At 68.6% G+C, this 26,095-nt stretch carries 25 protein-coding genes and 2 tRNA genes; 4 read left to right on the top strand and 23 right to left on the bottom strand.

What is annotated here, in order from left to right; translation table 11 throughout:
* Positions 1–37: 37 nt before the first annotated feature.
* Positions 38–907 carry an HAD family hydrolase gene (locus tag HMPREF9058_RS05110; protein WP_009406279.1) on the top strand — a complete coding sequence of 290 codons (870 nt, stop codon included), beginning with the start codon at positions 38–40 and terminating at the stop codon, positions 905–907.
* Between the two features lie 65 nt (positions 908–972).
* Here HMPREF9058_RS05110 and HMPREF9058_RS05105 read toward each other — a convergent pair whose 3' ends face one another.
* Genes HMPREF9058_RS05105 through pgi form a run of 3 tightly spaced genes read right to left on the bottom strand, consistent with a single transcriptional unit; the run spans position 973 to position 3,471 of the window.
* A complete protein-coding gene (locus HMPREF9058_RS05105; protein WP_009405817.1) occupies positions 973–1,269 on the bottom strand; it encodes a rhodanese-like domain-containing protein in 297 nt (98 codons plus the stop codon).
* Positions 1,269–1,811 carry a GNAT family N-acetyltransferase gene (locus HMPREF9058_RS05100; RefSeq protein WP_050797993.1) on the bottom strand — a complete coding sequence of 181 codons (543 nt, stop codon included), beginning with the start codon at positions 1,809–1,811 and terminating at the stop codon, positions 1,269–1,271. The genes HMPREF9058_RS05105 and HMPREF9058_RS05100 overlap by 1 nt, the downstream gene beginning before the upstream one ends.
* Before the next feature lie 4 nt (positions 1,812–1,815).
* Positions 1,816–3,471, bottom strand: a complete 1,656-nt coding sequence (gene pgi, locus HMPREF9058_RS05095; protein ID WP_009405785.1) for a glucose-6-phosphate isomerase — start codon at positions 3,469–3,471, stop codon at positions 1,816–1,818.
* A gap of 128 nt (positions 3,472–3,599) precedes the next feature.
* Between pgi and HMPREF9058_RS05090 the strand changes: the two genes are divergently transcribed.
* Positions 3,600–3,989, top strand: coding sequence for a hypothetical protein (locus tag HMPREF9058_RS05090; RefSeq protein WP_009747536.1), 390 nt, complete (start codon positions 3,600–3,602; stop codon positions 3,987–3,989).
* 31 nt (positions 3,990–4,020) lie between these two features.
* On the opposite strand, the gene HMPREF9058_RS05085 is transcribed toward HMPREF9058_RS05090, so the two are convergent.
* Positions 4,021–4,836 carry a helix-turn-helix domain-containing protein gene (locus HMPREF9058_RS05085; protein ID WP_009406049.1) on the bottom strand — a complete coding sequence of 272 codons (816 nt, stop codon included), beginning with the start codon at positions 4,834–4,836 and terminating at the stop codon, positions 4,021–4,023.
* Positions 4,837–4,908: 72 nt separating this feature from the next.
* Here HMPREF9058_RS05085 and HMPREF9058_RS05080 point away from each other — a divergent pair, with 72 nt between their 5' ends.
* Complete coding sequence (locus HMPREF9058_RS05080) at positions 4,909–5,421, top strand: glyoxalase/bleomycin resistance/extradiol dioxygenase family protein (protein ID WP_009747605.1); 513 nt, start codon at positions 4,909–4,911, stop codon at positions 5,419–5,421.
* A 13-nt stretch (positions 5,422–5,434) separates the two neighbouring features.
* On the opposite strand, the gene der is transcribed toward HMPREF9058_RS05080, so the two are convergent.
* The 14 genes from der to rapZ all read right to left on the bottom strand — a co-directional run bounded on the left by der (position 5,435) and on the right by rapZ (position 20,378).
* Complete coding sequence (gene der, locus HMPREF9058_RS05075; RefSeq protein ID WP_043537802.1) at positions 5,435–7,594, bottom strand: bifunctional cytidylate kinase/GTPase Der; 2,160 nt, start codon at positions 7,592–7,594, stop codon at positions 5,435–5,437.
* Between the two features lie 130 nt (positions 7,595–7,724).
* Complete coding sequence (locus HMPREF9058_RS05070; protein ID WP_009747491.1) at positions 7,725–8,885, bottom strand: prephenate dehydrogenase; 1,161 nt, start codon at positions 8,883–8,885, stop codon at positions 7,725–7,727.
* Positions 8,882–9,856 (bottom strand): pseudouridine synthase, encoded by a 975-nt coding sequence (locus tag HMPREF9058_RS05065; protein WP_009747235.1) that lies wholly within the window; start codon positions 9,854–9,856, stop codon positions 8,882–8,884. The genes HMPREF9058_RS05070 and HMPREF9058_RS05065 overlap by 4 nt, the downstream gene beginning before the upstream one ends.
* The gene (gene scpB, locus HMPREF9058_RS05060; protein ID WP_009747243.1) at positions 9,853–10,452 is read right to left on the bottom strand and encodes an SMC-Scp complex subunit ScpB; all 600 of its coding nucleotides are present in this window, start codon (positions 10,450–10,452) and stop codon (positions 9,853–9,855) included. The genes HMPREF9058_RS05065 and scpB overlap by 4 nt, the downstream gene beginning before the upstream one ends.
* Complete coding sequence (locus HMPREF9058_RS05055; protein ID WP_009405443.1) at positions 10,449–11,270, bottom strand: ScpA family protein; 822 nt, start codon at positions 11,268–11,270, stop codon at positions 10,449–10,451. Before HMPREF9058_RS05055 ends, scpB begins: the two co-directional genes overlap by 4 nt.
* The gene (locus HMPREF9058_RS05050; protein WP_009406376.1) at positions 11,260–12,132 is read right to left on the bottom strand and encodes a ParA family protein; all 873 of its coding nucleotides are present in this window, start codon (positions 12,130–12,132) and stop codon (positions 11,260–11,262) included. The genes HMPREF9058_RS05055 and HMPREF9058_RS05050 overlap by 11 nt, the downstream gene beginning before the upstream one ends.
* A 160-nt stretch (positions 12,133–12,292) precedes the next feature.
* Positions 12,293–13,216: a site-specific tyrosine recombinase XerD gene (gene xerD / locus HMPREF9058_RS05045; RefSeq protein ID WP_043537648.1), complete on the bottom strand. Its 924-nt coding sequence runs from the start codon at positions 13,214–13,216 to the stop codon at positions 12,293–12,295.
* 91 nt (positions 13,217–13,307) lie between these two features.
* Complete coding sequence (gene secG, locus HMPREF9058_RS05040) at positions 13,308–13,550, bottom strand: preprotein translocase subunit SecG (protein ID WP_009406441.1); 243 nt, start codon at positions 13,548–13,550, stop codon at positions 13,308–13,310.
* A 232-nt stretch (positions 13,551–13,782) separates the two neighbouring features.
* Positions 13,783–14,562, bottom strand: coding sequence for a triose-phosphate isomerase (gene tpiA / locus HMPREF9058_RS05035; RefSeq protein WP_004564942.1), 780 nt, complete (start codon positions 14,560–14,562; stop codon positions 13,783–13,785).
* Between the two features lie 15 nt (positions 14,563–14,577).
* Complete coding sequence (gene pgk, locus HMPREF9058_RS05030; protein ID WP_009747359.1) at positions 14,578–15,771, bottom strand: phosphoglycerate kinase; 1,194 nt, start codon at positions 15,769–15,771, stop codon at positions 14,578–14,580.
* Between the two features lie 112 nt (positions 15,772–15,883).
* Positions 15,884–16,891 (bottom strand): type I glyceraldehyde-3-phosphate dehydrogenase, encoded by a 1,008-nt coding sequence (gene gap, locus HMPREF9058_RS05025; protein WP_004564944.1) that lies wholly within the window; start codon positions 16,889–16,891, stop codon positions 15,884–15,886.
* Between the two features lie 251 nt (positions 16,892–17,142).
* The gene (gene whiA, locus HMPREF9058_RS05020; RefSeq protein ID WP_004564945.1) at positions 17,143–18,123 is read right to left on the bottom strand and encodes a DNA-binding protein WhiA; all 981 of its coding nucleotides are present in this window, start codon (positions 18,121–18,123) and stop codon (positions 17,143–17,145) included.
* A gap of 266 nt (positions 18,124–18,389) precedes the next feature.
* Complete coding sequence (gene yvcK / locus HMPREF9058_RS05015) at positions 18,390–19,400, bottom strand: uridine diphosphate-N-acetylglucosamine-binding protein YvcK (RefSeq protein ID WP_004564946.1); 1,011 nt, start codon at positions 19,398–19,400, stop codon at positions 18,390–18,392.
* A 3-nt stretch (positions 19,401–19,403) separates the two neighbouring features.
* The gene (rapZ, locus tag HMPREF9058_RS05010) at positions 19,404–20,378 is read right to left on the bottom strand and encodes an RNase adapter RapZ (RefSeq protein ID WP_009406293.1); all 975 of its coding nucleotides are present in this window, start codon (positions 20,376–20,378) and stop codon (positions 19,404–19,406) included.
* Positions 20,379–20,498: 120 nt separating this feature from the next.
* Between rapZ and purT the strand changes: the two genes are divergently transcribed.
* On the top strand, positions 20,499–21,785 hold the full coding sequence (purT, locus tag HMPREF9058_RS05005) for a formate-dependent phosphoribosylglycinamide formyltransferase (protein WP_009747554.1): 1,287 nt from the start codon (positions 20,499–20,501) through the stop codon (positions 21,783–21,785).
* 36 nt (positions 21,786–21,821) lie between these two features.
* Here the strand turns inward: purT and HMPREF9058_RS05000 are convergent, their stop codons facing one another.
* The 5 genes from HMPREF9058_RS05000 to HMPREF9058_RS04980 all read right to left on the bottom strand — a co-directional run bounded on the left by HMPREF9058_RS05000 (position 21,822) and on the right by HMPREF9058_RS04980 (position 26,088).
* Positions 21,822–23,279, bottom strand: a complete 1,458-nt coding sequence (locus HMPREF9058_RS05000; RefSeq protein WP_009406235.1) for a glycoside hydrolase family 1 protein — start codon at positions 23,277–23,279, stop codon at positions 21,822–21,824.
* Positions 23,280–23,398: 119 nt separating this feature from the next.
* Positions 23,399–23,611 (bottom strand): molybdopterin-binding protein, encoded by a 213-nt coding sequence (locus tag HMPREF9058_RS04995; protein WP_004564950.1) that lies wholly within the window; start codon positions 23,609–23,611, stop codon positions 23,399–23,401.
* 50 nt (positions 23,612–23,661) lie between these two features.
* Complete coding sequence (gene uvrC, locus HMPREF9058_RS04990) at positions 23,662–25,818, bottom strand: excinuclease ABC subunit UvrC (RefSeq protein ID WP_009406274.1); 2,157 nt, start codon at positions 25,816–25,818, stop codon at positions 23,662–23,664.
* A gap of 123 nt (positions 25,819–25,941) precedes the next feature.
* A tRNA-Val gene (locus HMPREF9058_RS04985) sits at positions 25,942–26,016 on the bottom strand.
* A 1-nt stretch (position 26,017) separates the two neighbouring features.
* Positions 26,018–26,088, bottom strand: a tRNA-Cys gene (locus tag HMPREF9058_RS04980).
* Positions 26,089–26,095: the final 7 nt, after the last annotated feature.

Genomic DNA, 26,095 nt, shown 5'->3' with positions numbered 1-26,095 from the left:
GCTGACATGGACGCGTCATCCTTGAGAGGATGACGCCGTGAAGCACCTTCCCCTGGAGCCCGAGCTCCTCGCAGCGTTGCCCGCGCAGATCGATCTCCGTCTTGTTGTCACCGACATGGACGGCACTCTCCTCGATGGTCAGGGGCACGTTCCCGCCGGGCTGCTGGAGGCAGTCGAAGACATGCGAGCCGCCGGCATCGTCTTCACCCCCGCCTCGGGTAGGCAGCTGGCGAACCTGCGTGCGGTCCTGGGCTCCGCCGTCGAGGACTCACCACTGATCGCTGAGAACGGTTCCTTCGTCGTCCACGGCAGTGAGGAGGTCCACTCCGACACCATCAGCGCCCAGGACGCCGAGGCCGCCATCACCACCACCCGCCACCTGGTCGACTCCGGGTACGATGTCGGCGCGGTTGTAGCCGGCAAGCACTGCGCCTACATCGAGCGCTCCGATGCGGCCTTCCTGGAACAGGCCGGGTTGTACTACGAGGCGCTGGAGATCGTCGAGGACCTGACCGCCATCGCCCTGGATGAGGTGCTCAAGGTCGCGGTCTTCGACTTCGACGACGTCGAGAACGGCAGTTCTCAGGCACTGACCGCTGCGGTTACCCACGTGCAGACCGTCGTCTCCGGGTTGCACTGGACGGACATGATGTCGGCGCAGGTCTCGAAGGGGCGGGCCCTGGCGGCGCTTCAGGCCAGGCTCGGAGTCCTCCCGGAGCAGACTGCTGTCTTCGGGGACTACCTCAACGACCTGGATCTCTACGACCACGCGGACCTGGGCTTCGCCATGCGCAATGCCCACCCCGGCATCCATGCCGCAGCGGCGTACACGGCGCCCGCCAACACCGAGGACGGTGTCCTGCGTACAGTCGAGGAGCTGCTCAGGCGCTCTCGGAGACAAGGCTGAGATACGCGGGACGGCCTCGAACCGGTCAGTCCGAGGCCGTCCCGATGGGTTGGTTGCCCGTCGGGTTACTGACCCAACCAGGCCTTCATGCCGCCGCTGACGTTGAGCAGCTCGCCGGTGTAGCCGGCAGCGGTCAGGGCCTTGACCGCCTTGGCGGAGCGCACTCCGCCGGCACAGATGACCGCGATGGGGCGGGACACATCGAGCTCTCCCATCCGGTCGACCACCTCACCCAACGGGATGTTGACTGAACCGGGGATCGCCGTGCGCGCCACCTCGTCGGGCTCACGCACGTCGAGAACCACCAGGTCCTCCTCCGCCTCAAGCCGACGCCGCAGCTCATCGACGTTGACTTCCTTCATCATGTCCTCCTCAAGGGTTGTACATCGCTGACATAACAGAGCATTCGGCTGGTCTCGCCGGGCTCCACGTTCCAAAAGCCGTGCCGCTCATAGAAGCGTCGGGCATCGATGTCGCCCTCATCGACGCTGATGCGCGTCTCGAGCGCGGAGCGCTGCCGCACCTGCTCACGTGCCTGCCCGAGCAACCGGGAGCCGATACCGCGGTTGCGGCATTCGGGCTGCACGTAGAGCTCCTCCAGCTCGGCGACCGGCCCATCACCGTACGGAGTGGGACGCAGCGTCAGATACGCGAAGCCCACTGCCCGCAGGTGCTCACCGCTGCTGTCCTCGGCCAGGAGGACCAGGACGTCCTGACGGTGCAGCATCACCTGGAACCTGCTGGCGAGCTCCTGCGCCGAGGGAGTCGAAGTGTCGAACTCGGCGTTGAAGTCGAACAGCAACCCTCCGACGCATGACGCATCGGCCGGTTCTGCTACGCGCACCTGGACCTGCGATTCTCCTTCGAGCGGATCGGTTGGCGCTGAGTGGCTGCCAGAAGCCATCGGGCTAGTGACGCAGACCGCGGTAGCGGGTGATGAGGCCGCGGGTGGAGGCGTCCTGTCCTGAAAGGGCCTCCTCGTCCCCCTGGACAGCGGGGGCGATCTCGAGGGCCAGCTTCTTGCCGAGCTCGACCCCCCACTGGTCGAAGGAGTCGATGCCCCACACGATGCCCTGGGTGAAGGTGATGTGCTCGTAGAGGGCGATGAGCTCTCCGACGACCGCGGGCGTCAGCGCCGGGGCGAGGATCGAGGTGGTCGGCTTGTTGCCGGCGAAGACGCGGGCCGGGACGATCTCCTCGGCGGTGCCCTCGGCGCGCACCTCGTCGGCGGTCTTGCCGAAGGCGAGCGCCGCGGTCTGGGCCAGGTAGTTGGACAGGAACAGCTCGTGGACGTCCACTCCCCCGTCCTTGGTGGGGTGAGCGGGGTTGGCCACGGCGATGAAGTCCGCGGGGATGAGCTGGGTGCCCTGGTGGATGAGCTGGTAGAAGGCGTGCTGGCCGTTGGTGCCCGGTTCTCCCCAGAAGACCTCACCGGTCTCGGTGGTCACGGGGCTGCCGTCCCAGCGCACGGACTTGCCGTTGGACTCCATGGTGAGCTGCTGGAGGTAGGCGGGGAAGCGGTGCAGGTACTGGGCGTAGGGCAGGATGGCGTGGGAGCCGGCCTTGAAGAAGTTGACGTACCAGACGTTGAGCAGGCCCATGAGCATGGGGACGTTCTCGGCCGGGGCCTTGGTGGCGAAGTGCTCGTCAACAGTGTGGAAACCGGAGAGGAAGTCGGCGAAGTTCTCCGGGCCGATGGCCACGGCCAGGACCGTGCCGACAGCGGAGTCCACCGAGTAGCGTCCACCCACCCAGTTCCAGAAGCCGAAGGCGTTGGCCGGATCGATACCGAACTCGGCGACCTTGTCCAGGGCGGTGGAGACGGCCACGAAGTGCTTGGCGATGGCGCCGTCGGTCTCAATGCTCTTGGCCTGGAGGGCGGCCAGGAACCAGTCGCGGGCCATGCGGGCATTGGTGAGGGTCTCCAGGGTGGTGAAGGTCTTGGAGGCGATGATGAACAGGGTCGTCTCCGGGTCGAGGTCCGCGACCTTCTCGGCACAGTCGGTGGGGTCGATGTTGGAGATGAAGCGGCACTCAAGGCCCTTCTGCACGTAGGGCTTGAGGGCCTCATAGACCATGACGGGGCCGAGGTCGGAGCCACCGATACCGATGTTGACCACCGTCTTGATGGGCTTGCCGGTGACGCCGGTCCACTCCCCCGAGCGGACGCGGCGGGCGAAGGCGTAGATCTTCTCCAGGACCTCGTGGACGTCGGCGACGACGTCCTGGCCGTCCACGGTCAGGGAGTCGGCGGCCGGGCGGCGCAGGGCGGTGTGGAGAACGGCCCGGTCCTCGGTGATGTTGATGTGCTCGCCGGCGTACATGGCGTCGCGGCGGCCCGGGACGTCCACCTGCTCGGCGAGCTCGACCAGGGCGTCGCGGACGTCGTCGGTCAGCAGGTTCTTGGACAGGTCGACGTAGAGGTCTCCCAGCTCGTAGGAGAAGCGCTCGGCGCGCTGCGGGTCGTCGGCGAACCAGGCGCGCAGGTCCGGGGTCATGGAGTCGTGGAGCTCGGTGAGGCGCTTCCAGGCGGGCGTGGTGGTGGGGTCAACCGGATTCAGCATGGCTACAGTCTATGGGTGTTGCGGCCACGCGCCACTGTCCGGTGCCAAACGTTCTCACGCTCGCGGCGTCCTGCTGGTTCTTGACGCGCCGGCGCGGGATCCTCAAGGCTGCCCCATAAGATGAGGCGATGGAGCCTTCTTCAGCCGGCCTCCAGAGAACAGGCGGGTGGCTGCACCTGGCACTCACCTGCGTCGGGACGGTTGTCGTGGTTGCGTCACTGGCAGTGGGCATCATCGCAACAACCGGCTGGCAGAACACCTACAAGCTACCCGCGTGTGTCCCAGCCTCGGACTGCCTCGGTCAGACCCGCGAGGCTGTGGCCGAGAACCCGGCCATCCTGTTGCTGGGAGTCATGACCCTCCTACTGGCTGCGGCCGACGTATGGGCACTCGTCCAGATGCGGCGGCACCGCACGACGTTCTGGGTGCAATTCTCCGGCGCATTGCTGGCACTGACGACGATACTGTCTCTCAACACCCTGACGGCATGGTGGAGCTTCCGTTCCCTGGTCTATTGATCGGGCGGCACTTGCCCGAGGTTTGAACCCGTTACCGGTCACTGAGAGCCTGACGATCGCTGATGGTCTGCTGTCGGTACTGGCTCGGTGAGAGCCCCAGAACGCGTCGGAAGTCGGCGGTCAGGTGGGCGTGGTCCGCGTAGTCGAGCTCGGCGGCCACCTGCGCAACGGTGACGGACGAATCCTCCCGAAGCCGCTGTGCTGCCTCTTGGAGCCGGTAGCGTCGGATCACTGCGAGTGGGGGCAGGCCGATGTACTTCTCACAGAGGCGTTGGAGACTGCGGACAGAAAGATCGAGGCGTCGCGCCAGCTGATCGACGCGCAGGACGCTTCTGTCGGAGGCGACGACGTCCTCCATCTTGTTGGCGATGAGCGCCATCGCTTGTGGCGGCCCGGCATGTTGCGCCACCCAGTCTGCCAGCGCACTGGCGGCACGTTGTCCACCCCTCATCGTGTTGGTATCCGCCATGGCGTCAGCAACCGCAGCGCCCAGGTCAGGGTCCTCGAGCGGCCGATGGGAGTTCCGGATCAGGGATGGGGAGCACAGCGCACCCGCTGCCGCAGGCCTGAGAAGGGCTCCGACGGCCCATCCTCGGCCTTCCAGCTCACGATAGGAGATGCTCGTCGTCGGGCCGTGCAGAGCCATGCCATCGGGCTCGACAACGAGGTTGCAGGCGGGGAACGGGAGCACCTCCTGGCGGTCCCGTTGTCCTGCGGGCAAGTCCCAGCGTGGGATCCAGATCCAGCGGACCCGATCGGCCAGTGCCTCGGGGACAGGCTGGCGGTGAAAGGTCGGAAGCCTGGAGGGATAGAGGATCCCCCGTCGATCAGCGGTCGTCTCGGGCACGGCTCCTCACCTTTCCGGAGCTGTCGCAGATCTTCAAGCGAAGGCACCTCCATCGTTCCTACAGTCGTTGGCATGAGTACACGCAACCTATCCGGGGCCACTGGTCACTACACGACTGATGGGACTCCGCACGGCTTCACCAGCATCACACCGTTTCTGGCGGTTGACGGCGCCGACCGAGCGCTCAGGTTCTACCGTGACGTCTTCGGTGCGCGCATCGTGGACAGTGTGGAGATCGAAGGTGCGGTCGTCCACGCAGAGCTCGACTTCGGTCACGGCAGGATCCAGATCGGTGAGCCCTCAGCCTTGTCCGGTCTGGTTGCGACTCCGTCGGATGAGCCGGTCTGCTACTCGATCCGCTTGTACTGCCCGGATGTCGACGCCGCCGTTGAGCGGGCTACTGCCGCCGGTGCGACCTTGCTGGAACCGCCCGACACCTTCGTGTCCGGGGACAGGTTCGCCTCCATCCGCGATCCCTTCGGCGTGCGGTGGTCGGTCATGACCCGGGTCGAGGACTTGTCCGAGGAGGAGAGTTCCGCACGTGTTGCCGCGTGGGCCCAGAAGCAGGCCGTTTCCGACAGCTGAGCCCTTCCGGGGCTCAGCGCCGCTGGCGCTTCTCGCGCACGCGCACCCCGATCTGGATGGGGGTGCCGGTGAAGCCGAACTCCTCACGCAGGCGGCGCTCGATGAAGCGCCGGTATCCGGCGTCGAGGAAACCGGTGGTGAAGATGACGATCCGGGGCGGGGCCACCTGGACCTGGGTGGCGAAGAGGATGCGGGGCTGCTTGCCGCCGCGCACCGGGTGCGGGGTGGCGGACTGCAGCTGGCCCAGGAAGCCGTTGAGTCGGCCCGTGGGAACGCGCGTGGTCCAGCCCTCCAGGGCGGCGTCGAGGGCGCGCACAAGCCGGTTGGTGTGCCAGCCGGTCCGGGCGGCCAGGTTGATGTGGGGGGCCCAGGAGACGTGGGCCAGGTCGTGCTCGACCTCCCACAGGAGCATCTTCTGGCGCTCCTCGTCCACCAGGTCCCACTTGTTGTTGACCAGGACCAGGGCTCGGCCGGCATCAACGGCCTGCTGGACCACGCGCACGTCCTGCTCGCTGATCGGCTCGGAGGCGTCCAGCAGGACGACGGCGACCTCGGCCTTGTCGATGGCGCCCTGCGTGCGCAGCACCGCGTAGTAGTCGGCGCCCCGTGACTGCTTGACCCGCCGGCGGATCCCCGCGGTGTCGACGAAGACCCACTGGCGCCCGTCGAGCTCGATGATCTCGTCGACCGGGTCACGGGTCGTGCCCGCGGTCTCGTTGACGACGACGCGCTCCTGGCCCGCGATGGAGTTCAGCAGAGAGGACTTGCCGACGTTAGGACGCCCCACGAGAGCGATGCGGTGCAGGTCCCCCTCCGGCGCTGCGGTGGCCACGGCGGAGACCTCCGGAAGGACCTCCATGACGGCGTCGAGGACCTCGCCGCTGCCCCGGCCGTGCAGGGCCGAGACCGGGAAGGGCTCGCCCAGCCCCAGGTTCCACAGGGTGGCGGCGTCCCCCTCCTGGGCCGGGGAGTCGACCTTGTTGGCGGCCAGGACCACCGGCTTGCCGCTGCGGCGCAGCATCCGCACCACGCGGGCGTCGGTCTCGGTGATGCCGACCTGGGCGTCGACGACCAGCAGGACGGCGTCGGCCATCTCCACGGCGATCTCGGCCTGGGTGGCCACGGCGGCGTCGAGGCCGGCCACGTCCACCTCCCATCCGCCGGTGTCGACGATGGTGAAGCGGCGCCCGGCCCACTCGGCCGGGTAGGAGACCCGGTCGCGGGTGACACCGGGGGTGTCCTGGACAACGGCCTCGCGACGGCCCAGGACCCGGTTGACCAGCGTCGACTTGCCCACGTTGGGGCGGCCGACGACGGCCAGGACCGGCAGCCCGGGCTCGACGCTGTCACCGGTGGGCAGGCCGCCGTCGGCCTCCAGGAGGGCGAGGTCCTCCTCATCGAGCTCGTAGTCGGCCAGGCCCGCGCGCATGGCCTGGGCCCGCAGGTCCTCCTCGGCGTCCCGCTGGGCGGCGGCGTCGGCGGCCTCCTCCACCAGGTCCAGGACCCGTTCGACCGACTGCTCCAGGGTCAGCTCCGAGGTGTCCACCAGGGTGACGCCCTCGGGTGCGGTGAGGAACTGGGAGACCGTGGCGTCGTCGCGGTCGCGGCGCACCACCTGGTCTCGCAGGGCGTCGGCGTCGACCTGCTTGCCGGCGGCTTCCAGGTCCCCGGCGCGGCGGGCCAGGCGGGCCTCCTCCGAGGCGGTCACCAGCAGGCGGGCGTCGGCGTCAGGTGCGATGACGGTGGTGATGTCACGTCCCTCGGCCACGATGCCGGCACCGGCGGAGAAGGAGCCGGTGTGCCCGGTCGCCTCGAAGCGGATGATCTCGCGCTGGCGGCGCGCCAGGTCGGCACGCACCTCGAGGTTGGTGGCGACCTTCGAGACGACGGTGGCGATGTGCGGGTCGCGGATCGCGGTCGATACGTCCGTGCCGTCCACGGTGAAGGTGGGGTGCTCGGGATTCAGCCCCATGTGCAGGGGCATTGCGGCGACGGCCTCGGCGACGGCGGCCCCGTCCTCCAGGTCGATGCCCTCGTGCTCGCACCACCAGGCGGCGGCCCGGTACATGGCACCGGTGTCCAGGTAGGCCAGTCCCAGCTCGGCGGCGACGCGCCGCGAGACGGTGGACTTGCCCGATCCGCTCGGTCCGTCGATCGCAACGACGATTCCCATGGTGCCCTCCATCAGGGTCCGATTGACGGTCATGAACTGGGCCAAGCGTCCCACACTCCGGCGCGGTACTGCGGATCAGGTCCCCATGAGCACTGACACAGGCGGACCTCGGTGACGGATTGAACCGGCTTCAGCCCGCGACGACGCGCCAGCCCTGGGCGTCCAGCGCCTCCTCCAGCCGTTGGGCGGCCGCAGGAAGGACGGAGATGAGGGCGATGCCCGCGCTCTGCCCGGCCGAGTGCTCTAGGGAGAAGTCCTCAATGTTGACGCCGGCGGCTCCGACGTCCGAGAAGAGCCTGCCCAGCTCGCCGGCGGCGTCGGGTACCAGGACCTGGACCTCGGTGTAGCGGCGCGGCGCCCCGCCGTGCTTTCCGGGGATGCGTTCCCGACCGAGGTTTCCCCGTGTCATGACATCGGTGACCGCGCCGACGGCCCCGGGAGCGACCACACGTGCCGCTCCCGGGGCCGTGTGCTCCGGACTGTCCGAATCGCAGGCGGCCGCTTCGATCCCTGTGATCAGTAGGCCTAGGTCATCACTGATCCGGCGCAGCAGGTCGACCACGGGCCCGGCGTTGCCCACGATGATGGCCGACCACAGCCTGGGGTCCGAGGCCGCGATCCTGGTGACGTCACGAAGCCCCTGCCCTGACAGAGCCAGGGCCCCCTCCCCCAGCTCCTCCAGGCGGGCGGCCACGAGTGAGGAGACGAGCTGGGGCATGTGGGAGACGGCAGCGACGGCAGCGTCGTGCTCCGCCGCACCCATGCGCACCGGGGTGGCGCCCACATCGACCGCCAGGTTCCTGATGACCAGCTCCGCCTGTGGATCGGCGTCCTGGCCGACCACCACCCAGGGGCGCCCTGCGAAGAGGTCGCAGTCGGCGGCGCCGGCGCCCGAGCGCTCCCGGCCGGCCATCGGGTGGGAGCCGACGTACCTGCGGGCCTCGTCTCCCGCCCGGGCCCGGACCTCGGCGACGACCCGTTCCTTGACGGAGGCGACGTCAGTGACCACGGCACTGGGGTGGGCGCTCAGCTGCGCGACGACGACGTCGGCGGTGACGTCGGGGGGCGTGGCCACGACGACGATCTGCGGCTCAGGGCTGTCCTTGCCATGAAGCGTTCCCGCTCCCATGTCTCGAGCCAGGGCCAGCGAGGTCGGCGAGGTGTCGGAGAGCAGGACCTCGATACCTGCCGCCCGCAGCGCCAGAGCGAGTGAGGTTCCCAGCAGCCCCGTGCCGACGATGAGCACCGGGCCGCGCGTGGACACTGACGCCCGCGGCTCGGGGGCGCTCACAGCCCGACCTCCTGCTGCAGTGCGGCGATCTCCTCGCCGCTGAGGGGGCGGGTCTGGCCGGGGCGCAGGTTGCCCAGCCGCAGCGGTCCGAGCCGGGTGCGCGCCAGACGCGTCACAGGGTGGCCGACGGCGTCCAGCATGCGCCGCACGATGCGGTTCTTGCCGGAGTGGAGGGTGATCTCAACGATGGAACCGCGCGGCCCGGAGTCCTTGACAGTGACCCGGTCCGCCTTGGCCTCACCGTCCTCCAGCTCGATGCCGCGCCGCAGCTTACGCGGGACCCAGGGCTCAACCTGTCCCTCGACGATGGCGACATAGGTCTTGGCGATCTCGAAGCTGGGGTGCATGAGCCGGTGGGAGAGCTCGCCGTCGTTGGACAGCAGGAGCAGCCCCTCGGTCTCGGTGTCGAGGCGCCCGACATGCACTAGGCGCAGCGAGTCGGGCAGCTCGGGGTGCTCAGCCAGGTAGTCGCGTCCGTACTGGGCCACGGTGGGACGGCCCTCAGGGTCCTCCATGGTGGTGACGATGCCTGCCGGCTTGTGGAGCATGAGGGTGATGAGCTCGGGGTTGGTGAGGATTCGGCTGCCGTCAACGCGGATCTCCTGGGTCAGCGGGTCCACTCTGACGCCCGCCTCGGTGACGGAGATGCCGTCGACGCTGACGCGGCCGTCGGCGATGAGCTGCTCGCAGGCGCGGCGCGAGGCAACCCCTGCGTGGGCCAGGACCTTCTGCAGCCGTTGCCCGGAGGCGACGTGCGGGTCGTCCTGGCCGCCCTTGGTGGCGCGCTCACGCATCTGGAGCAGACGGGCTTCCTCATCCTCATCAATGGCCTCGGCGTCGAAGGCGGCCAGGTCGCCGGCGTCGGCCTGCTCGTCCAGCTCCTCGAGGTCATCCTCGTCGTAGAACTCCTGGGCCCCGAAGTCGCTGTGGGGCACGGACTCGGTTCGGGTGTGGCGGTTTCTCGGGGTCATGGGGTCCTCCTACCGGCCATCTCATCGGCCTGTTCGACGATCTCCCCCAGCGCCTCGACGCGGGGGAGGTAGGGAGCCAGGGGTGGCAGCTCGTCCAGGGAGTCGATTCCCAGGTACTCCAGGAAGTCTCCCGTGGTCCTGTACAGAATCGCACCGGAGGTCTCGGCACCGGCCTCCTCGATGAGGCCGCGGGCGTGCAGGGTGCGCATGACGCCGTCGACATTGACCCCGCGGATCTGTGCGACCCGCCCCCGGGTGACCGGCTGCCGGTAGGCGACGACGGCCAAGGTCTCCAGCGCGGCCTGACTCAGGCGTGCGGTGGCGCCGCCAATGATGAAGTGCTCGACGAGGTCGGCGTGCTCAGGCACGGAGGCGAAACGCCACCCACCTGCCGCACGTCGCAGGAGGAATCCATGAGCACGGCTGCCGGGCGCCTCTCCACGGTACTCGGCTGCCAGACTCTCGAGCAGCTCCTCGCAGACGCTCTCCTCCATGCCAAGGGCCTCGGCGATCGCAGAGGTGGTCACCGGCTCGTCGGCGACGATGAGGATGGCCTCAGCAGCACTGCGCAGCTCAGACCCCACAGCCTCGCTCATGCGAATTCCTCCTCGAGCTCAGTAAGGTTCTCAGAGGTCATCATGCCGGTCAGGTCGTCCTGGCCGCCGCACCAGGTCACGGTGATCTCGCCCATGGCCTCCGTCTGGTCCAGCTCGGCACTGCCCTGGCGGTGGAGGATGAGCAGCGCCAGGAAGCGGGCCACCACGACGGCAGTGCGCTCGGCGTCCTCAATGAGTTGGGCGAAGGTCAGGGTTCCGTGACTGCGCAGCCTGCTGGCGATGAGGCTCAGCTGCTCACCGACCGGTACCCGCTCATGCAGGTGGACGGTCTGGACGCCCGGATCCGTGGGCCGAGTGAAGGCGCCCACCGCCAGCCGCGTCAGCTCCTCGGGGGTGATGGTGGCCACGAGCTTGGGCAGCAGCGCCGCCAGATGCGGTTCCAGGGCGACGATGCGCGGGTAGCTGCGCGCGGAGGTCTCCGCCCGGTGGCGGAAGGCAGCTGCTGCCTCCTTGAAGGCCCGGTACTGCAGGAGCCGGGCGAAGAGCAGGTCACGGGCCTCGAGCAGCTCGAGGTCGGGCTCCTCCTCGTTCTCGTCATGGGGCAGAAGGCGGTGCGCCTTGAGCGCCAGGAGGGTCGAGGCCACGACGATGAACTCCGATGCGCGCCCCAGGTCCCAGTCCGAGCGCATGTGGGCGATGAAGTCGTCGGTCACCTCGGCCAGCGCCAGCTCGGTGACGTCGAGCCGCTTGCGGGCGATGAGACTCAGTAGCAGGTCGAAGGGGCCTTCGAACTGGGGCAGCGTGACGCTGAATCCGGGCAGCCGGGGCGGCCCCTGCTCCTCCGACTCAGGCGACATCGCCGCGGGCGATGACCTCGCGGGCCAGCCGGCGGTAGGCGTCCGCGCCGGGGTGGGAGGGCGCGTAGCTGGTGATCGGCTCATTGGCCACGGAGGCGTCCGGGAACTTGATCGTGCGCCGGATGCGCGTGTCGAAGAGCTGCTCACCGAAGGCCTGCTCCAAGCGCTCAAGCACCTCCCGGGAGTGCAGGGTGCGGGAGTCCACCATGGTGGCCAGGATGCCGTCGATCTCCAGGGTGGCGTTGAGGCGGTCCTTGACCCGCTCGACGGTCTCCACCAGGAGCGCCACCCCACGCAGGGCGAAGAACTCGGTCTCCAGCGGGATGATGACGCCGTGGGAGGCGGTCAGGGCGTTGATGGTCAGCAGTCCGAGCGAGGGCTGGCAGTCCACGAGGATCACGTCGTACTCGTCGAGCACCGGACGCAGCACCCGCTTGAGGGCCTGCTCGCGGGCGACCTCGTTGACGAGCTGGACCTCGGCGGCGGACAGGTCGATGTTGGCCGGGACGATGTCCAGCCCCTCCACCGTGGTCTCGTGGATGACCGTGCGGATGTCCGGACGGCTGGCGACGAGCAGGTCGTAGATGGTGGAATCGAGCTCGTGAGCGTTGATGCCCAGGCCGGCCGAGGCCGCTCCCTGGGGATCGAAGTCGACGATGAGGACCTTGCGCCCCAGCTCGGCCAGGGCCGCACCGAGGTTGATCGTCGTCGTGGTCTTGCCGACGCCGCCCTTCTGGTTGCACATGGAGATGACCCGAGCGGGTCCGTGCGACTCCAGCGGCGCGGGAACGGGGAAGTCCTTCTCCTCGCTCTCGTCGGTGCCGGGGTTGTCGATCAGGCCTGGCTGGATGGAGTCATTCACGTCATCCAGCCTAGTCGAAAGCCGACCGACATCGCCCAGTTCAGATAGGACACGCCAGAGATCAAAGCCGACGGGACCCCGCTTTCAGGCGCGGCCCGGTGCGCACTCAGGCTTCCCCCACAAAGGACTGGGGTACGGCCCTCACCTGCGGGCTCATCGATCAGGCCAGAGCCCGCGGGTGACTGGTGGCGTAGACCTCCCGCAGGTGGTCGACGGTGACCTTCGTGTAGATCTGGGTGGTGGTGACCGAGGCGTGTCCGAGCATCTCCTGGACGACACGCACGTCCGCCCCTCCCGCCAGCAGATGCGTGGCGAAGGAGTGGCGCAGGGTGTGGGGGGAGATGCGCCGCTCGTCGGCGCCGTCCGTCCCGATGAGACCGGCCCGTTCAGCGGCCTGTTGGAGGACCGCCCAGGCGCTCTGCCGACTCAGGGGCCTGCCCAGGGTGTTGAGGAAGACCTGTGGCACTCCCCTGCCCTTCTCGGCCAGGACCGGCCGCCCTCGCACCAGGTAGGCGTCCAGCGCCTCCCAGGCGTAGGCCCCCATGGGGACCACGCGTTCCTTGCGTCCCTTGCCGAAAAGCCTCAGCAGCCTGGAGTCGGTGTCAAGGTCGTCGACGACGAGCCCCACCGCCTCGGAGATGCGGGCGCCGGTGGCATAGAGGACCTCCAGCAGCGCTCGGTCACGCAGGCTCACCGGGGAGTCGTCAACGCCTGCTGCCTCCAGGAGACGGCGGACCTCGTCAACCCCTAAGGCCTTGGGCAGACGCCTTCCGGGCTGGGGCGGGCGCACGGTGGCCGAGGGATCCTCTGAGGTGGTGCCCTCGGCCAGGAGGAACTTGTGCCAGCCGCGTACGGCCGTGACGGTTCTGGATGCCGAGGACGACGCCAGCGGACGGGCGCCGTCGGATCCGGTGCGCAGGACCTCGAGGAAGCCGGCCACGTCGTTGCGGCTGACGTCCTGCGGTGCTGAGATGCCGGCGCTCCTCAGGTAGCGCAGGTAGCGGCCGAGGTCGCGCTCGTAGGCGCTCAGGGTGTGAGGGCTCAGCCCGCGCTCGACACGCAGGTGGGCGAGGTAGCCGCGCAGCCCTCGGTCCAGATCGTCTCCACGCGGATCGGGGGTGGTATCGACGGTCGGATCCGTCGTGTGCGCTGTGCTCGTAGGAGTCCGCCGAGGCTCAGCCGAGCTTGGCGACCAGGCCGAGCCCGACGATCGTGATCGTCCAGATGATGGCCACCGCCACCGTGATGCGGTCGAGGTTGCGCTCGGCCACGCCGGAGGACCCTGCGGAGGAGGAGATACCGCCGCCGAACATGTCCGACAGACCGCCGCCCTTGCCCTTGTGCAGGAGGATCGACATGATGAGGAAGAAGCTCGAGAGGACGAGCAGCACCTGAAGGACGATACGCACTACGTTCACGTCACGTTCCCTTCGTTGTTGGTTCCGTCTTGCTGCGGGGGCCTCACGCTCCGGCATGGGTCCGGCGCGACTCCCGACAGGGTCCGCGCCCCCACCTGTCCGCGTGGCAGTCTACCCGCAACGCACAGGGTCCCGGACACCTCGGGGTGTGAGGTGTCCGGGACCCTGTCAGCGAGCGGTGGGACGCTGCGGAGAAGTGATCGCTCAGCTCCTCCGCCGCGGCTCGGGTCGCTCAGGCGTAGAAGCCGGCCATGGCGGCGAAGGAGTCCGCCTTGAGGGAGGCTCCGCCGACGAGTGCACCGTCGACGTCGGGCTGGGCCATGAGCTCCTTGATGTTGCCGGGCTTGGCGGAGCCGCCGTAGAGGATGCGGGTGGCGTCAGCGGTGGCGTCGCCGTAGTCGGCACGCAGGGCCTCGCGGATCGCTCCGCACACCTCCTGAGCGTCCTCGGCGGTGGCGGTCTCGCCGGTGCCGATGGCCCAGATGGGCTCGTAGGCGATGACGATCTTGGCGACGTCCTCGCCGCTCCATCCCTCCAGGGCGGCGCGGATCTGCCCCAGGACGAAGTCGACGTGGGTGCCGGCCTTGCGGATCTCCAGGGCCTCACCGCAGCACAGGATGGGGGTCATGCCGGCGTCGAGCACCTTGCGGGCCTTGGCGCCCACGAGGGCGTCGGACTCGCCGTGGTACTCGCGGCGCTCGGAGTGGCCCATGACGACGTAGCTGACACCAAGCTTGGTGAGCATCTCGGTGGAGATCTCGCCGGTGTAGGCGCCGTTGTCGTGGATGGAGACGTCCTGGGCGCCGTACTTGATGTCCAGGGAGTCGGCCTCGACGACGGTCTGCACGGTGCGGATGTCCGTGAAGGGCGGGATCACGAGAACCTCGCACTTGGTGTAGTCGTGGTCGTGGTCCTTGAGCTCCATGGCCAGGCCCTGGACGAGGTGGTTGGCCTCGAGGTGGTCGAGGTTCATCTTCCAGTTGCCCGCCATGAGCGGGGTGCGGTTACTCATCTGGGTTGCCTTCCTTCAGTCGTTGAGCACGGCGATACCGGGCAGGGTCTTGCCCTCGAGGAGCTCGAGGGAGGCGCCGCCGCCGGTGGAGATGTGGGAGAACGTGGCCTCGTCGAAGCCGAGCGTGCGCACGGCCGCGGCGGAGTCGCCACCGCCGATGACGGAGAAGGCGTCGGACTCGGAGATCGCCTTGGCCACGGCCTTGGTGCCCTCGGCAAAGGCCGGGAACTCGAAGACGCCCATGGGGCCGTTCCACACCACGGTCTTGGAGGTGGCGATGGCCTCGGCGAAGAGCTTTCGCGTCTCAGGGCCGATGTCCAGGCCCATTTGGTCGGCGGGCAGGGCGTCAGCGGGCACCACGGTGGCGGGGGCGTCCGCGGCGAAGGTCGGGGCCACGACGGTGTCGACGGGCAGCAGCAGCTCGACGCCGTTCGCCTTGGCGGTCTCCAGGTAGCCCTTGACGGTGTCGATCTGGTCCTTCTCCAGCAGGGAGGTACCCACCTCGTAGCCCTGGGCGGCCAGGAAGGTGTAGGCCATGCCGCCGCCGATGAGGAGACGGTCGGCCTTGCTCAGCAGGTTGGAGATGACGCCGAGCTTGTCAGAGACCTTGGAGCCGCCGAGCACCACGGTGTAGGGGCGCTCGGGGTCGTTGACGGCGCGCCCCAGGGACTCGATCTCCTTGACGACGAGCAGACCGGCCGCCGAGGGCAGCAGCTTGGCGACGTCGTAGACGGAGGCCTGCTTGCGGTGCACGACGCCGAAGCCGTCGGAGACGAAGACGTCGGCCAGGGCGGCGAGCTCGGCGGCGAAGGCCTCGCGCTCGGCGTCGTCCTTGGAGGTCTCGGCAGCGTTGAAACGCACGTTCTCCAGCAGGACGATCTCACCGTCACCGGCTGCTGCGACGGCGGCCTTGGCGGAGTCGCCCACGGTGTCCTCGGCGAGGGTCACCTTGACACCGGTGACCTCGGCGAGGCGCTTGGCGACAGGGGCCAGGGAGTAGTCGGGGTTGACCTGCCCCTTGGGGCGCCCCAGGTGGGCGGTGATGATTACCTTGGCGCCGGCGTCGAGCAGGGTGCGCAGGGTGGGCAGAGCGGCCTGGATACGACCGTCGTCGGTGATGTTCTTGTCGGCGTCCAGCGGCACGTTGAAGTCGGAGCGGACCAGGACACGCTTGCCCTTGAGGTCGCCCAGGGACTCGATGGTCTTCATGAAGCCTCTCATCGGTTGTGGGTGATGGTGTGGGTGTGGGACGGACGGCGCCCGCGCACGCATAGCGTGGCGCGGGCGCCGTCTTCTAGAGAGTCATGCTCTCGGTCTGGTCTCAGGCGAGCTTGGAGCCGACCAGGGAGGTCAGGCGGACCAGGGCGTTGGAGTAGCCCCACTCGTTGTCGTACCAGGAGAGGACCTTGACGAGGTTGCCGATGACCTTGGTCTCGGTGGCGTCGAAGATCGAGGTGTGCGGGTTGCCCACGATGTCGGTGGAGACGATCGGGTCCTCGGTGTACTCGAGAACGCCCTTGAGCTCGCCCTCGGCGGCGGCCTTGACGGCAGCCTTGACGGCCTCGACGGAGACCTCCTTCTCAGCGATGAAGGTCAGGTCGGTCAGCGAGCCGGTCGGGGTGGGGACACGCACGGCCAGACCGTCGAACTTGCCCTTGAGGGCGGGCAGAACGAGGGCCACGGCCTGGGCGGCACCGGTCTTGGTGGGGATCATGTTCAGCGCGGCGGCGCGAGCACGGCGCAGGTCGCTGTGCGGGGCGTCGAGGACGCGCTGGTCACCCGTGTAGGAGTGGATGGTGGTCATGATGCCGCGCTCGATGCCGAAGTTCTCGTGGAGAACCTTGGCCAGGGGGGCGAGGCAGTTGGTGGTGCACGAGGCGTTGGACACGATGTTCATCGTGGCGTTGTCGTAGTCGCCCTCGTTGACACCCATGACGAAGGTGCCGTCGACGTTCTTGGCGGGAGCGGAGATGACGACCTTCTTGGCGCCACCGTCGAGGTGGGCCTTGGCCTTCTCGCCGTCGGTGAAGAAGCCGGTGGACTCCACGACGACCTCGACGCCCAGGTCGCCCCAGGGCAGGTCGGCGGGGTTGCGCTGAGCGAGCACCTTGATGTGCTTGCCGTTGACGGTGATGCCATCCTCGTCGTAGGAGACCTCGCCGTCGAAACGACCGAGGATCGAGTCGTACTTGAGCAGGTGGGCCAGGGTCTTGTTGTCCGTCAGGTCGTTGACGGCGACAACCTCGATGTCGGCGCCCTGCTCGAGGGCGGCACGGAAGAAGTTGCGGCCGATCCGGCCGAAGCCGTTAATACCAACGCGGGTGGTCACTTTGTGTCCTCCTAGTGCGCCGGTTGGCGGCGCACGGTTGCTGGGGCTCTTTTCACACATGGCGTGTGCTCCGGAACCTCCTCTTCAGCTCACATCCGATTCAGCTCCGGTACGGCCGAGTCTAGTCACACTGGGCAGGCGCTGGGAGTCGCCGACCACGCCACGGGCGAACACTGTGATGCACAAGCCAAACCGAGGGGACCAAAGACCATCAGGCGCCCCCAAGGCAAGGACCGAGGTCCCATCTCACCTCAGGGCTCGAGCATCTCCTGGGTGAGAACCGACTCCGTGTCGGGGATGCCCAGCTCGTGGGCCTGCTTGTCCGCCATGGCCAGGAGGCGGCGGATACGTCCAGCGACGGCGTCCTTGGTCAGCTGTGGGTCGGAGAGCTGCCCAAGCTCCTCCAGGGATGCCTGCTTGTGCGCGATGCGCAGGCGACCGGCCTGAAGCAGGTGGGCGGGGACATCGTCCCCCAGGATCTCGAAGGCTCGCTCGACGCGGGCACCCGAGGCGACGGCGGCGCGGGCCGAACGGCGCAGGTTGGCGTCGTCGAAGTTGGCCAGGCGGTTGGCGGTGCCCCGCGACTCGCGCCGAGATCGGCGCTCGGCCCACACCTTGAAGGCCTCCGGCGCCCCCATCCGCTCCAGGAGAACACCGATGGCCTCACCGTCGCGAACGACGACACGGTCGGCCCCGCGCACCTCTCGGGCCTTGGCGGAGATGTCGAAGCGCCGCGCGGCCCCGACCAGGGCCAGTGCGGCCTCGGAGCCGGGACAGGTGACCTCCAAGGAGGAGGACCGGCCGGGCTCGGTCAGGGATCCGCGGGCCAGGAAGGCCCCACGCCAGGCGGCAGCGGCGGCGTTGCGCCCTCCTTGAATGACGGACACCGGCATGCCCCGCACCGGCCGGCCCCGGTCGTCGACCAGCCCGGACAGCCGGGCCAGGTCCTTGCCGCGCTTGGTCACTCGCAGCACGTAGCGGGACCCTCGGTGCAGGGAACCGCCCTGAACCACCATGACCTCGGGCTCCATCCCGTAGAGCTCCTTGAGGTGCTGGTGCAGGCGCCGCACCGCTCCGCCGTGATCGAGCTCGGCCTCGACGACGATGCGGCCGGAGACGATATGGAGCCCTCCGGCGAAGCGCAGCATCGCGGAGACCTCCGCCCGTCGTTGGGCGGCGTTCTCAGTGGCGACGAGCGCGAGCTCATCCTTGACGGTGACCGTCAGCGACATGGGCGGGCTCCTCGTGGTCGGGGTTCGTGATTCGGGACTGGCCAACATGGTTGACGCTGCGGCCGTTGCCAGGGCGTCCCGGGTGCTGGCGAGGCGCAGCTCGAACATGCGCGGGCGAAGCGACTCAAGACGTCAGGGCGATGTCATACGGCGCCCGAGGCGTATCAATGGAGAATTTTTAGCCGCAGCACCCGGCAGCCGGCTGGAAGCGGCCGCCGAGAATTATGAACGATCATGCACAGCGGGACTCTTCAATGAGTCCAGCATCACATGTCATCACGTCCACTGAGATCGGTGACGTCCCCCAGAGCCCCCTCGAAGGCGTCCCGGAAGGCGGCTGCCAGGCGAAGCGGATCGTGGTGGCACAGGGCCTCGCCGGTGCGCACCTGGCGCAGGACGACGGTGGCCCCCATGGCGGCGGCCACCGCTGCAAGATCCTCGACGTCCTCAACGGTGGAGGGGTCGGCCAGCACCACGTCCAGGCGCAGGTCGGGCGCGTACTGGCTCAGGACCCGAAGATGATCGGCACTGGTCATCCCGTCGGTCTCGCCCTGCTGAGCGGAGAGGTTGAGGACCACGACCTTGCGGGCCGAGGTGTTCACCAGCGCGCGGCGCATGGACGGCAGGATGAGGTGCGGGAGCACCGAGGTGTACCAGGAGCCGGGCCCCAGGACTACCCATTCGGCCTCATCGATGGCGCGCAGCGCCTCGGGATGGGCCTCGGCGTCCTGAGGAACCATCCCCACGTTCTCCAGACGTCCGCGGGCCGAGGCCACTGCCACCTGACCACTGACCCGGCGTCGACTCCCCCCGGAGACGATGTCGGCTTCAATGACCAGGGGTGAGGAGGACATGGGAACGACGCGGCCGTGGATCGTCAGCAGGCGCCCCACCCAGTCGAGCCCGGCAACTTCGTCCCCCAGCAGCTGCCACAGCGCCAGGATGAGCAGGTTCCCCAGGGCGTGATTGTCGAGCTCGCCCTGCCCCTCGAAGCGGTGCTGGAGCACGTCTCGCCAGGTCAGGCCCCACTCGGAGTCCTCGCAGAGCGATGCCAGCGCCATTCTCAGGTCTCCTGGCGGCAGACAGTCGAACTCTCGGCGCAGGCGTCCCGAGGAGCCTCCGTCGTCGGCGACGGTGACGACGGCGGTGAGCCGGTGGGTGACGTGGCGCAGCGCCCGCAGCGTGGCGGACAGTCCGTGCCCGCCTCCCAGGGCGACGACGGCGGGTCCCTCCTCACCGCGGCGGGGCCAGCCCGCCGCATCGATCGTGGTTCCCACTGCCTACTCCCGTCCCAGATCGCGGTGCTGGACAACGACCTCGAAGCCCCCACGCCTCAACCTGGTCCCGAGCCGCTCCGCCGAGGCCACGGAGCGGTGCTTGCCGCCGGTGCAGCCCACAGCCAGGGTGACGTGGGGCTTGAGCTCATCGACGTACTGCGGGAGCGCGGGGATGAGCAGGTCGGCGTACCCGTCGACGAAGGCGGCAGCTCCCTTCTGGGCGAAGACGTAGTCGGCCACCGGTGCGTCACGTCCGGTGAGGTGGCGCAGCTCGGAGACCCAGTAGGGGTTGGGGATGAAGCGCACGTCCAGGACGTGGTCGGCGTCCAGGGGAATGCCGTACTTGAACCCGAAGGACATGACGTTGATACGCAGGGCCAGGTCGGACTCGTGCGCCACGAGCTCGCGCACCCGCCGGGCGAGGTCGTGGACGGAGTAGTTGGAGGTGTCGATGACGCTGTCGGCCACGCCCCGCAAGCCCCCCAGGAGAGTGCGCTCGTGCTCAATCCCGTCCAGGACGGAGCCGCTGCCCTGCAACGGGTGGGGTCGGCGAGAGGACTCAAAGCGTCTGACCAGCACGGCGTCGGAGGCATCCAGGAAGATGAGCCTCACGTCGGTGCCGTTGTTGCGGACCTTGCGCAGATAGTCCATGAAGTGGGAGAAGAACTCGCGACTGCGCACATCGACCACCGCGGCCAGCCGGTGCACACCGGCGCCGACCGTCGTCATCATTCCCGACAGAGCCGGCAGCAGCTGGGGCGGCAGGTTGTCCACGACGTACCAGTCGAGGTCCTCCAGCGCGTTGGCCGCGCGCGAGCGCCCCGCCCCGGACATACCCGTGACAATAATCATCTCGGGGCGTTCCGCCGGGGGAACCGGAGGAGTCGCCTCATCGAGGGCGGGGATCTCAATGGGAACCGTGTCCTGAAGCCGCTGGCGCTTGCCGGAGGAGGACTGAGGGCGGCGCTCGTCATGCATGCACCAAGCATCGCATGCCCAGCTCGCTCCGCCCATCGCCGACGCCGGTTTACCGGTAGCGTTTCACCGTTGCCAGTACTCACTGCCGCCGGTTCCCGGCGCCAGACACCAGGAGGCCCCATGAGCTCCTCCCCCATGTCCGACCAGGCTCCCTCATGCCAGTGCACGCCCCAGGAGACGCCGATGCGTCGGCCCACCGCCCCGGTGCTGGGTACGCCCTGGACCAGCTCCGCGACGAAGGTGGCGCTGCTGGGCGCCGGTGAGATCGGCAAGGAGGTGGCGATCGCTCTGACCCGCCTGGGGGTGGAGGTCACGGCGATCGACCGCTATGAGGGGGCTCCGGCCCAGCAGGTGGCGCACAACGCCATGACGGTGGACATGAGCGACCCCGAGGCGCTGACGGCCGCCATCCGCGCCAGCGGTGCCGCCGTCGTGATCCCGGAGATCGAGGCGCTGGCCACCGACGCCCTGGCGGCGCTGGAGAGCGCCGGCGAGGTGCAGGTGGTACCGACCGCCCGTGCAGTGCAGCTGACGATGAATCGTGAGGGCATCCGACGCCTAGCGGCTGAGGAGCTGGGGCTGGCGACCAGTCCCTACACCTTCGCCTCGTCCTTGGATGAGCTGCGCGCGGGTGCTCAGCAGGTGGGCTTTCCGTGCGTGGTCAAACCGGTCATGTCCTCATCGGGGCACGGCCAGTCCGTGGTGCGCGGGCCGCAGGACCTGGAGGCGGCCTGGCGCTACGCGGCGGCCGACGGCAGGGTGGACCGAGGCCGGGTCATCGTGGAGGGATTCGTGCGTTTCGACACCGAGATCACGCTGCTCACGGTGCGCTGGCGTCATCCCGGCACCGGGGAGACGGTGACGAGCTTCTGCGAGCCGATCGGGCACCGGCAGGTCGATGGGGATTATGTGGAGTCCTGGCAGCCACAGCCCCTGAGCCCGGTGGCCCTGGAACGGGCCCAGCAGGTGGCCGAGCGCGTGACCGCGGCGCTGGGCGGCTGGGGCCTGTTCGGGGTGGAGCTGTTCATCTGCGGGGAGGAGGTTCTCTTCTCCGAGGTCTCCCCGCGCCCCCATGACACCGGCCTGGTGACACTGGCGAGCCAGCGCCTGAGCGAGTTCGAGCTGCATGCCCGCGCCCTACTGGGTCTGCCCGTGGACACCACGCTGCGCTCCCCCGGCGCCTCGGTGACCATCAAGGCGACGGGAGAGTCCGCGCCGGGTGAGGGTGTGCGCTTCGCGGGTCTTGACGAGGCCCTCGCTCAGGAGGGGGTGGATCTGCGGCTCTTCGGTAAGCCTGAGGCCCACCCGGGGCGGCGCCTGGGCGTTGTCGTGGCCTATGCCGACGACGTGCAGGTCGCCCGAGATCGGGCGCGGTCCGCCGCCCAGGCGATCCGTCCCAGCGTCTGAGTCAGATCGCCCAGGCGGGCCGCACCGTCCGAGCGGTTACCCCTGTGCCGCATCCTGTGGCGAGGGAATGAGGCAGGCGCCGTTGGAGGCGATGACGTCTCGGTACCAGCCGAAGGACTTCTTGCGGTAGCGGGCCAGGGTGCCGCTGCCGTCGTCATCGCGGTCCACGTAGATGAAGCCGTAGCGCTTGGACATCTGGGCGGTGGAGGCCGAGACCAGGTCGATGCATCCCCAAGAGGTGTAGCCCAGGACCTCGACGCCGTCGGCGATGGCCTGGGCGACCTGGACCAGGTGGTCGTTCATGTAGGCGATGCGGTAGTCGTCCTCAACCGTGGGGCCGTCGGGGCCGTCAACAAGGACGTCCTTGGCTCCCAGCCCGTTCTCGACAATGAACAGGGGCTTGCCCCAACGATCCCAGTAGTCGTTGAGGATGGTGCGCAGGCCCGCCGGGTCGATCTGCCACCCCCACTCGGAGGCCTCGAGGGTCGGGTTGGTCACGCCACCCATGAGGTTGCCCCGGCCGGCCTCGGCCGACTGGGTAACGGTCTCGCACACGGACATGTAGTAGGAGAAGGAGACGAAGTCGACGGTGTGCTCCCGCAGCAGCGCGCGGTCCTCCTCGGTGATCTCCAGCTTGATGCCCTTGTCTCGCAGGGAACGCAGCAGGTAGCCGGGGTACTCGCCGCGCACGTGGAGGTCCCCGAAGGCGTAGTTGGCGCGCTCGGCCTGCTTGGCCGCCCAGACGTCACGGGGATCGGGGGTCAGCGGGTAGGTGGGCACGGCCAGGATCATGCAGCCGACCTGGATGTCGGGGTTGACCTCGTGGGCGATCCTCGTGGCGGCAGCAGAGGCCACGAGCTCATGGTGGATGGCCTGGTAGAGGTCCTGCTCGCTGAGCCTGTCCTTGGGTGTGGCGATACCGCCGGACAGGAAGGGCTCGTGAAGGACGGAGTTGATCTCATTGAAGGTGAGCCAGTACCTGACCCGCTTGCCGTAGCGCTCGAACAGGGTGCGGGCGTAACGCTCGAAGAAGCCGATGAGGCGACGGTCGGTCCAGCCGTCATAGGTACGCGCCAGGTGGAGCGGGGTCTCGTAGTGGCTGATGGTGACCAGCGGCTCGATACCGTACTTCTCGAGCTCGTCGAGGACCCGGTCGTAGAAGGCCAGCCCCTCTTCGTTGGGCTCGGTCTCGTCACCGAGCGGGAAGATACGGCTCCAGGCGATGGAGAAGCGGAAGACCTTGAAGCCCATCTCCGCCAGCAGGGCGATGTCCTCGGCGTAACGGTGGTAGAAGTCGATGGCCTCAAGCTTGAGGTTGTCCGGAGTGGGGGCCTGGGTGGGCGGGGCCAGGATGCCCCGGGGCATGACGTCCTGAACGGACAGGCCCTTGCCGTCCTCGTTATAGGCGCCCTCGATCTGGTTGGCGGCGGTGGCTCCGCCCCACAGGAAGCCGCCGGGGAAGCGCAGGTCGGGGTTGGGTGATGATGTGGTCATGGCTCCTCATCCTCCGTGTGTTCTGTCAGGTGCAGGTTTCAGAAGGTTCCGGGCCAGTGACCGCCACGATCAGATCGCGCTGACGGCGGCCGACCTGCGCCTCATGGCGGCGTCCGACCTCAGTCCTGGAGACCCACCATGACGGAGGAGGCCTTGACGACGGCGACCGCCTGCTTGCCCTCTGCCAGCTCGAGTTCCTCGATGGCCGCGTTGGTGATGGAGGAGGTGATGATGACGCCGGGGGCGACCTCGATCTTGACGACGCCGTTGACGGCGCCCTTCTCGATGGAGACGACGGTGCCGGGCAGCTGATTGCGGGCGGAGATCCTCATACGGGGTGTCCTTTCGAGTTGACGTCAGTCCAGCGCGTTGCGAGATCGCACTATTGTTCAGTACCTGGACTGTTGAGGTGAGCCAAGATAGTAGCCGCCAAAGCCGGTCCGATGCCCTTGACACGGGTGATGTCATCCACATCGGCTTGCCGGATGCGCGTGACTGAGCCGAACTCCCGCAGAAGGGCCGCCTGACGCGCCGGCCCCAGGCCCGGGATGCCGTCCAGGACGGAGCGGGTCATGCCGGCCGAGCGCTTCTTGCGGTGGTGGGTGATGGCGAAGCGGTGGGACTCGTCGCGCAGGTGCTGGAGCAGGTAGAGGGCGGGCGACGTGCGCGGCAGGATGACGGGGAACTCCTCCCCCGGCACCCACACCTCCTCCAGACGCTTGGCCAGGCCGATGAGCGGCACGTCGATGCCGAGCTCGTCGAGGACGGTACGTGCGGCATTGACCTGCGGCAGACCGCCGTCGACGACGACCAGCCCGGGCGCGTAGGAGAAACGCCGGGCCTTGCCGGTCTCAGGATCGATGGGCCCGGAGGCGACGGCGATGCCCTCGACGTCCTCGATCTCCTGCGCCGCCCTGGCTGCGGCCTCACCGCGCCCCTGCTCGGCGATGAGGCGTTTGAACCGGCGGGAGAGGACCTCGTGCATGGCGGCGGTGTCGTCAGCGGCGCCGCTGCCGTCCTGGCCGCGCACGGTGAAGCGTCGGTAGTCGGACTTGCGCGGCGCACCGTCCTCGAAGACGACCATGGAGCCCACCTGGTAGGTGCCCTGGGTGTGGGAGATGTCGTAGCACTCGACGCGCAGGGGCGCTTCGGGCAGATCGAGGGCCTCGGCGAGCTCATCGAGGGCGAGGGCGCGCTGGGTGAGATCTCCCGCCCTCCGGGTCTTGTGCAGCCGCAGAGCCTCCTGAGCGTTCTTGCGCACCGTATCCATGAGGGCGGCCTTGTCGCCGCGCTGCGGGACGCGCAGGTCGACCTTCGCTCCGCGCAGGCCGGACAACCAGGTTCGCACGGTGGCGGCGTTGCTGGGCAGCTCGGGAACCAGGATCTCCTTGGGCACCGCCGTGGTGGCGGTGTGGGCGACGTCGTCGACGCTCGTGGCCGCCGACTCTCCCTTGCGCCGGGAGGCGTCACCGTTGGAGCCGTGGGGGCCGCTGCGGGGCTGGGGGCTGGAGGGGGCACGGTCCCCCACCCCGACGGAGGTGGTGGTGCCCGAGGAGGTGGGGGCGCCACTGTGGTGGACGGCGCCGGTGTCGGCCGGATCAACGAGGGAGGCGTAGACCTGTTCGAGGAGGCGCTCGATGAGCTCGGCGTCCCCGGCGTCGTCGATGAGGTCCACGACCCAGCCGCGCTGCCCGCGCACCCGGCCGCCGCGGACGTGGAAGACCTGGACGGCGGCCTCGAGCTCATCGCGGACCAGGGCGAAGACGTCGGCGTCGGTCGCGTCGGGAAGGACGACGGCGTTGCCCTCGATGACCTTGCACAGCGCGGCGGCGTCGTCACGCAGGCGGGCGGCCTTCTCGAAGTCGAGGGCGGCGGCAGCCGCCTTCATCTCAGCCTCGACCTGGCGCAGGTAGGGGCCGGTGCGACCGGCCATGAAGGCGCAGAAGTCCTCGGCCAGCGCCCGATGGTCCTGCGGGCTGATGCGGCCCATACAGGGCGCCGAGCACTTGTCGATGTACCCCAGCAGGCAGGGACGCCCTGAGGCCTGGGCGCGGCGGAAGACGCCGGCCGAGCAGGAACGCACCGGGAACACCCGCAGCAGCTGCTCAACGGTCTCGCGGATGGACCAGGCCTGGACGAAGGGACCGAAGTAGCGGGTTCCTGGTTTGCGGGCCCCGCGGACCACCTGGACGCGGGGGTAGGTCTCCCCCATCGTCACCGCCAGGTAGGGGTAGGACTTGTCGTCCTTGTACATGACGTTGAAACGGGGGTTGAACTCCTTGATCCAGGAGTACTCCAGGGCCAGGGACTCCACCTCGGTGGACACGACCGTCCATTCCACCGCGCATGCGGTGGTGACCATCTTCTGGGTGCGCGGGTGCAGTGCGGCGAGGTCCTGAAAGTAGTTGGACAGGCGCTGACGCAGGTTCTTGGCTTTGCCGACGTAGATGACCCGTCCCTGCCCGTCCAGGAACCGGTAGACCCCCGGGGACGTGGGGATCTCGCCCGGGGCAGGACGGTACGTCGAGGGGTCGGCCATGCCCGCAAGCGTAGACGCCCATCATCCTCGTCCACGACCCGCGGCCCGGCAGCCGGCCGCCGGTGCACCCAGCCCGAGAACAACGAAGGACCCGAGCCGGTCGGGCTCGGGTCCTCGTCATGGTGGTGGGCGATACTGGGATCGAACCAGTGACCTCTTCCGTGTCAGGGAAGCGCGCTCCCGCTGCGCCAATCGCCCGAGGTGGGTACCGGATTCGAACCGGTGTAAACGGCTTTGCAGGCCGGTGCCTAACCTCTCGGCCAACCCACCATGAGAT

The organism is Actinomyces sp. oral taxon 175 str. F0384 (genome assembly GCF_000223355.1).
Lineage (GTDB): Bacteria > Actinomycetota > Actinomycetes > Actinomycetales > Actinomycetaceae > Actinomyces > Actinomyces oris.
This window is presented reverse-complemented; position numbering and strand designations above follow the sequence as displayed.

What these genes read in the sequence shown, in the direction of transcription:
- HMPREF9058_RS04995 (WP_004564950.1), bottom strand. Translation starts at nt 23,611, where the DNA reads ATGAGGATCTCCGCCCGCAATCAGCTGCCCGGCACCGTCGTCTCCATC.
- uvrC (WP_009406274.1), bottom strand. Translation starts at nt 25,818, where the DNA reads ATGGCCGACCCCTCGACGTACCGTCCTGCCCCGGGCGAGATCCCCACG.
- purT (WP_009747554.1), top strand. Translation starts at nt 20,499, where the DNA reads ATGAGCTCCTCCCCCATGTCCGACCAGGCTCCCTCATGCCAGTGCACG.
- pgk (WP_009747359.1), bottom strand. Translation starts at nt 15,771, where the DNA reads ATGAAGACCATCGAGTCCCTGGGCGACCTCAAGGGCAAGCGTGTCCTG.
- scpB (WP_009747243.1), bottom strand. Translation starts at nt 10,452, where the DNA reads ATGAGCGAGGCTGTGGGGTCTGAGCTGCGCAGTGCTGCTGAGGCCATC.
- HMPREF9058_RS05065 (WP_009747235.1), bottom strand. Translation starts at nt 9,856, where the DNA reads ATGACCCCGAGAAACCGCCACACCCGAACCGAGTCCGTGCCCCACAGC.
- der (WP_043537802.1), bottom strand. Translation starts at nt 7,594, where the DNA reads ATGGGAATCGTCGTTGCGATCGACGGACCGAGCGGATCGGGCAAGTCC.
- tpiA (WP_004564942.1), bottom strand. Translation starts at nt 14,562, where the DNA reads ATGAGTAACCGCACCCCGCTCATGGCGGGCAACTGGAAGATGAACCTC.
- HMPREF9058_RS05055 (WP_009405443.1), bottom strand. Translation starts at nt 11,270, where the DNA reads ATGTCGCCTGAGTCGGAGGAGCAGGGGCCGCCCCGGCTGCCCGGATTC.
- rapZ (WP_009406293.1), bottom strand. Translation starts at nt 20,378, where the DNA reads ATGCATGACGAGCGCCGCCCTCAGTCCTCCTCCGGCAAGCGCCAGCGG.
- HMPREF9058_RS05080 (WP_009747605.1), top strand. Translation starts at nt 4,909, where the DNA reads ATGAGTACACGCAACCTATCCGGGGCCACTGGTCACTACACGACTGAT.
- HMPREF9058_RS05090 (WP_009747536.1), top strand. Translation starts at nt 3,600, where the DNA reads ATGGAGCCTTCTTCAGCCGGCCTCCAGAGAACAGGCGGGTGGCTGCAC.
- pgi (WP_009405785.1), bottom strand. Translation starts at nt 3,471, where the DNA reads ATGCTGAATCCGGTTGACCCCACCACCACGCCCGCCTGGAAGCGCCTC.
- HMPREF9058_RS05100 (WP_050797993.1), bottom strand. Translation starts at nt 1,811, where the DNA reads ATGGCTTCTGGCAGCCACTCAGCGCCAACCGATCCGCTCGAAGGAGAA.
- HMPREF9058_RS05105 (WP_009405817.1), bottom strand. Translation starts at nt 1,269, where the DNA reads ATGAAGGAAGTCAACGTCGATGAGCTGCGGCGTCGGCTTGAGGCGGAG.
- HMPREF9058_RS05000 (WP_009406235.1), bottom strand. Translation starts at nt 23,279, where the DNA reads ATGACCACATCATCACCCAACCCCGACCTGCGCTTCCCCGGCGGCTTC.
- whiA (WP_004564945.1), bottom strand. Translation starts at nt 18,123, where the DNA reads ATGTCGCTGACGGTCACCGTCAAGGATGAGCTCGCGCTCGTCGCCACT.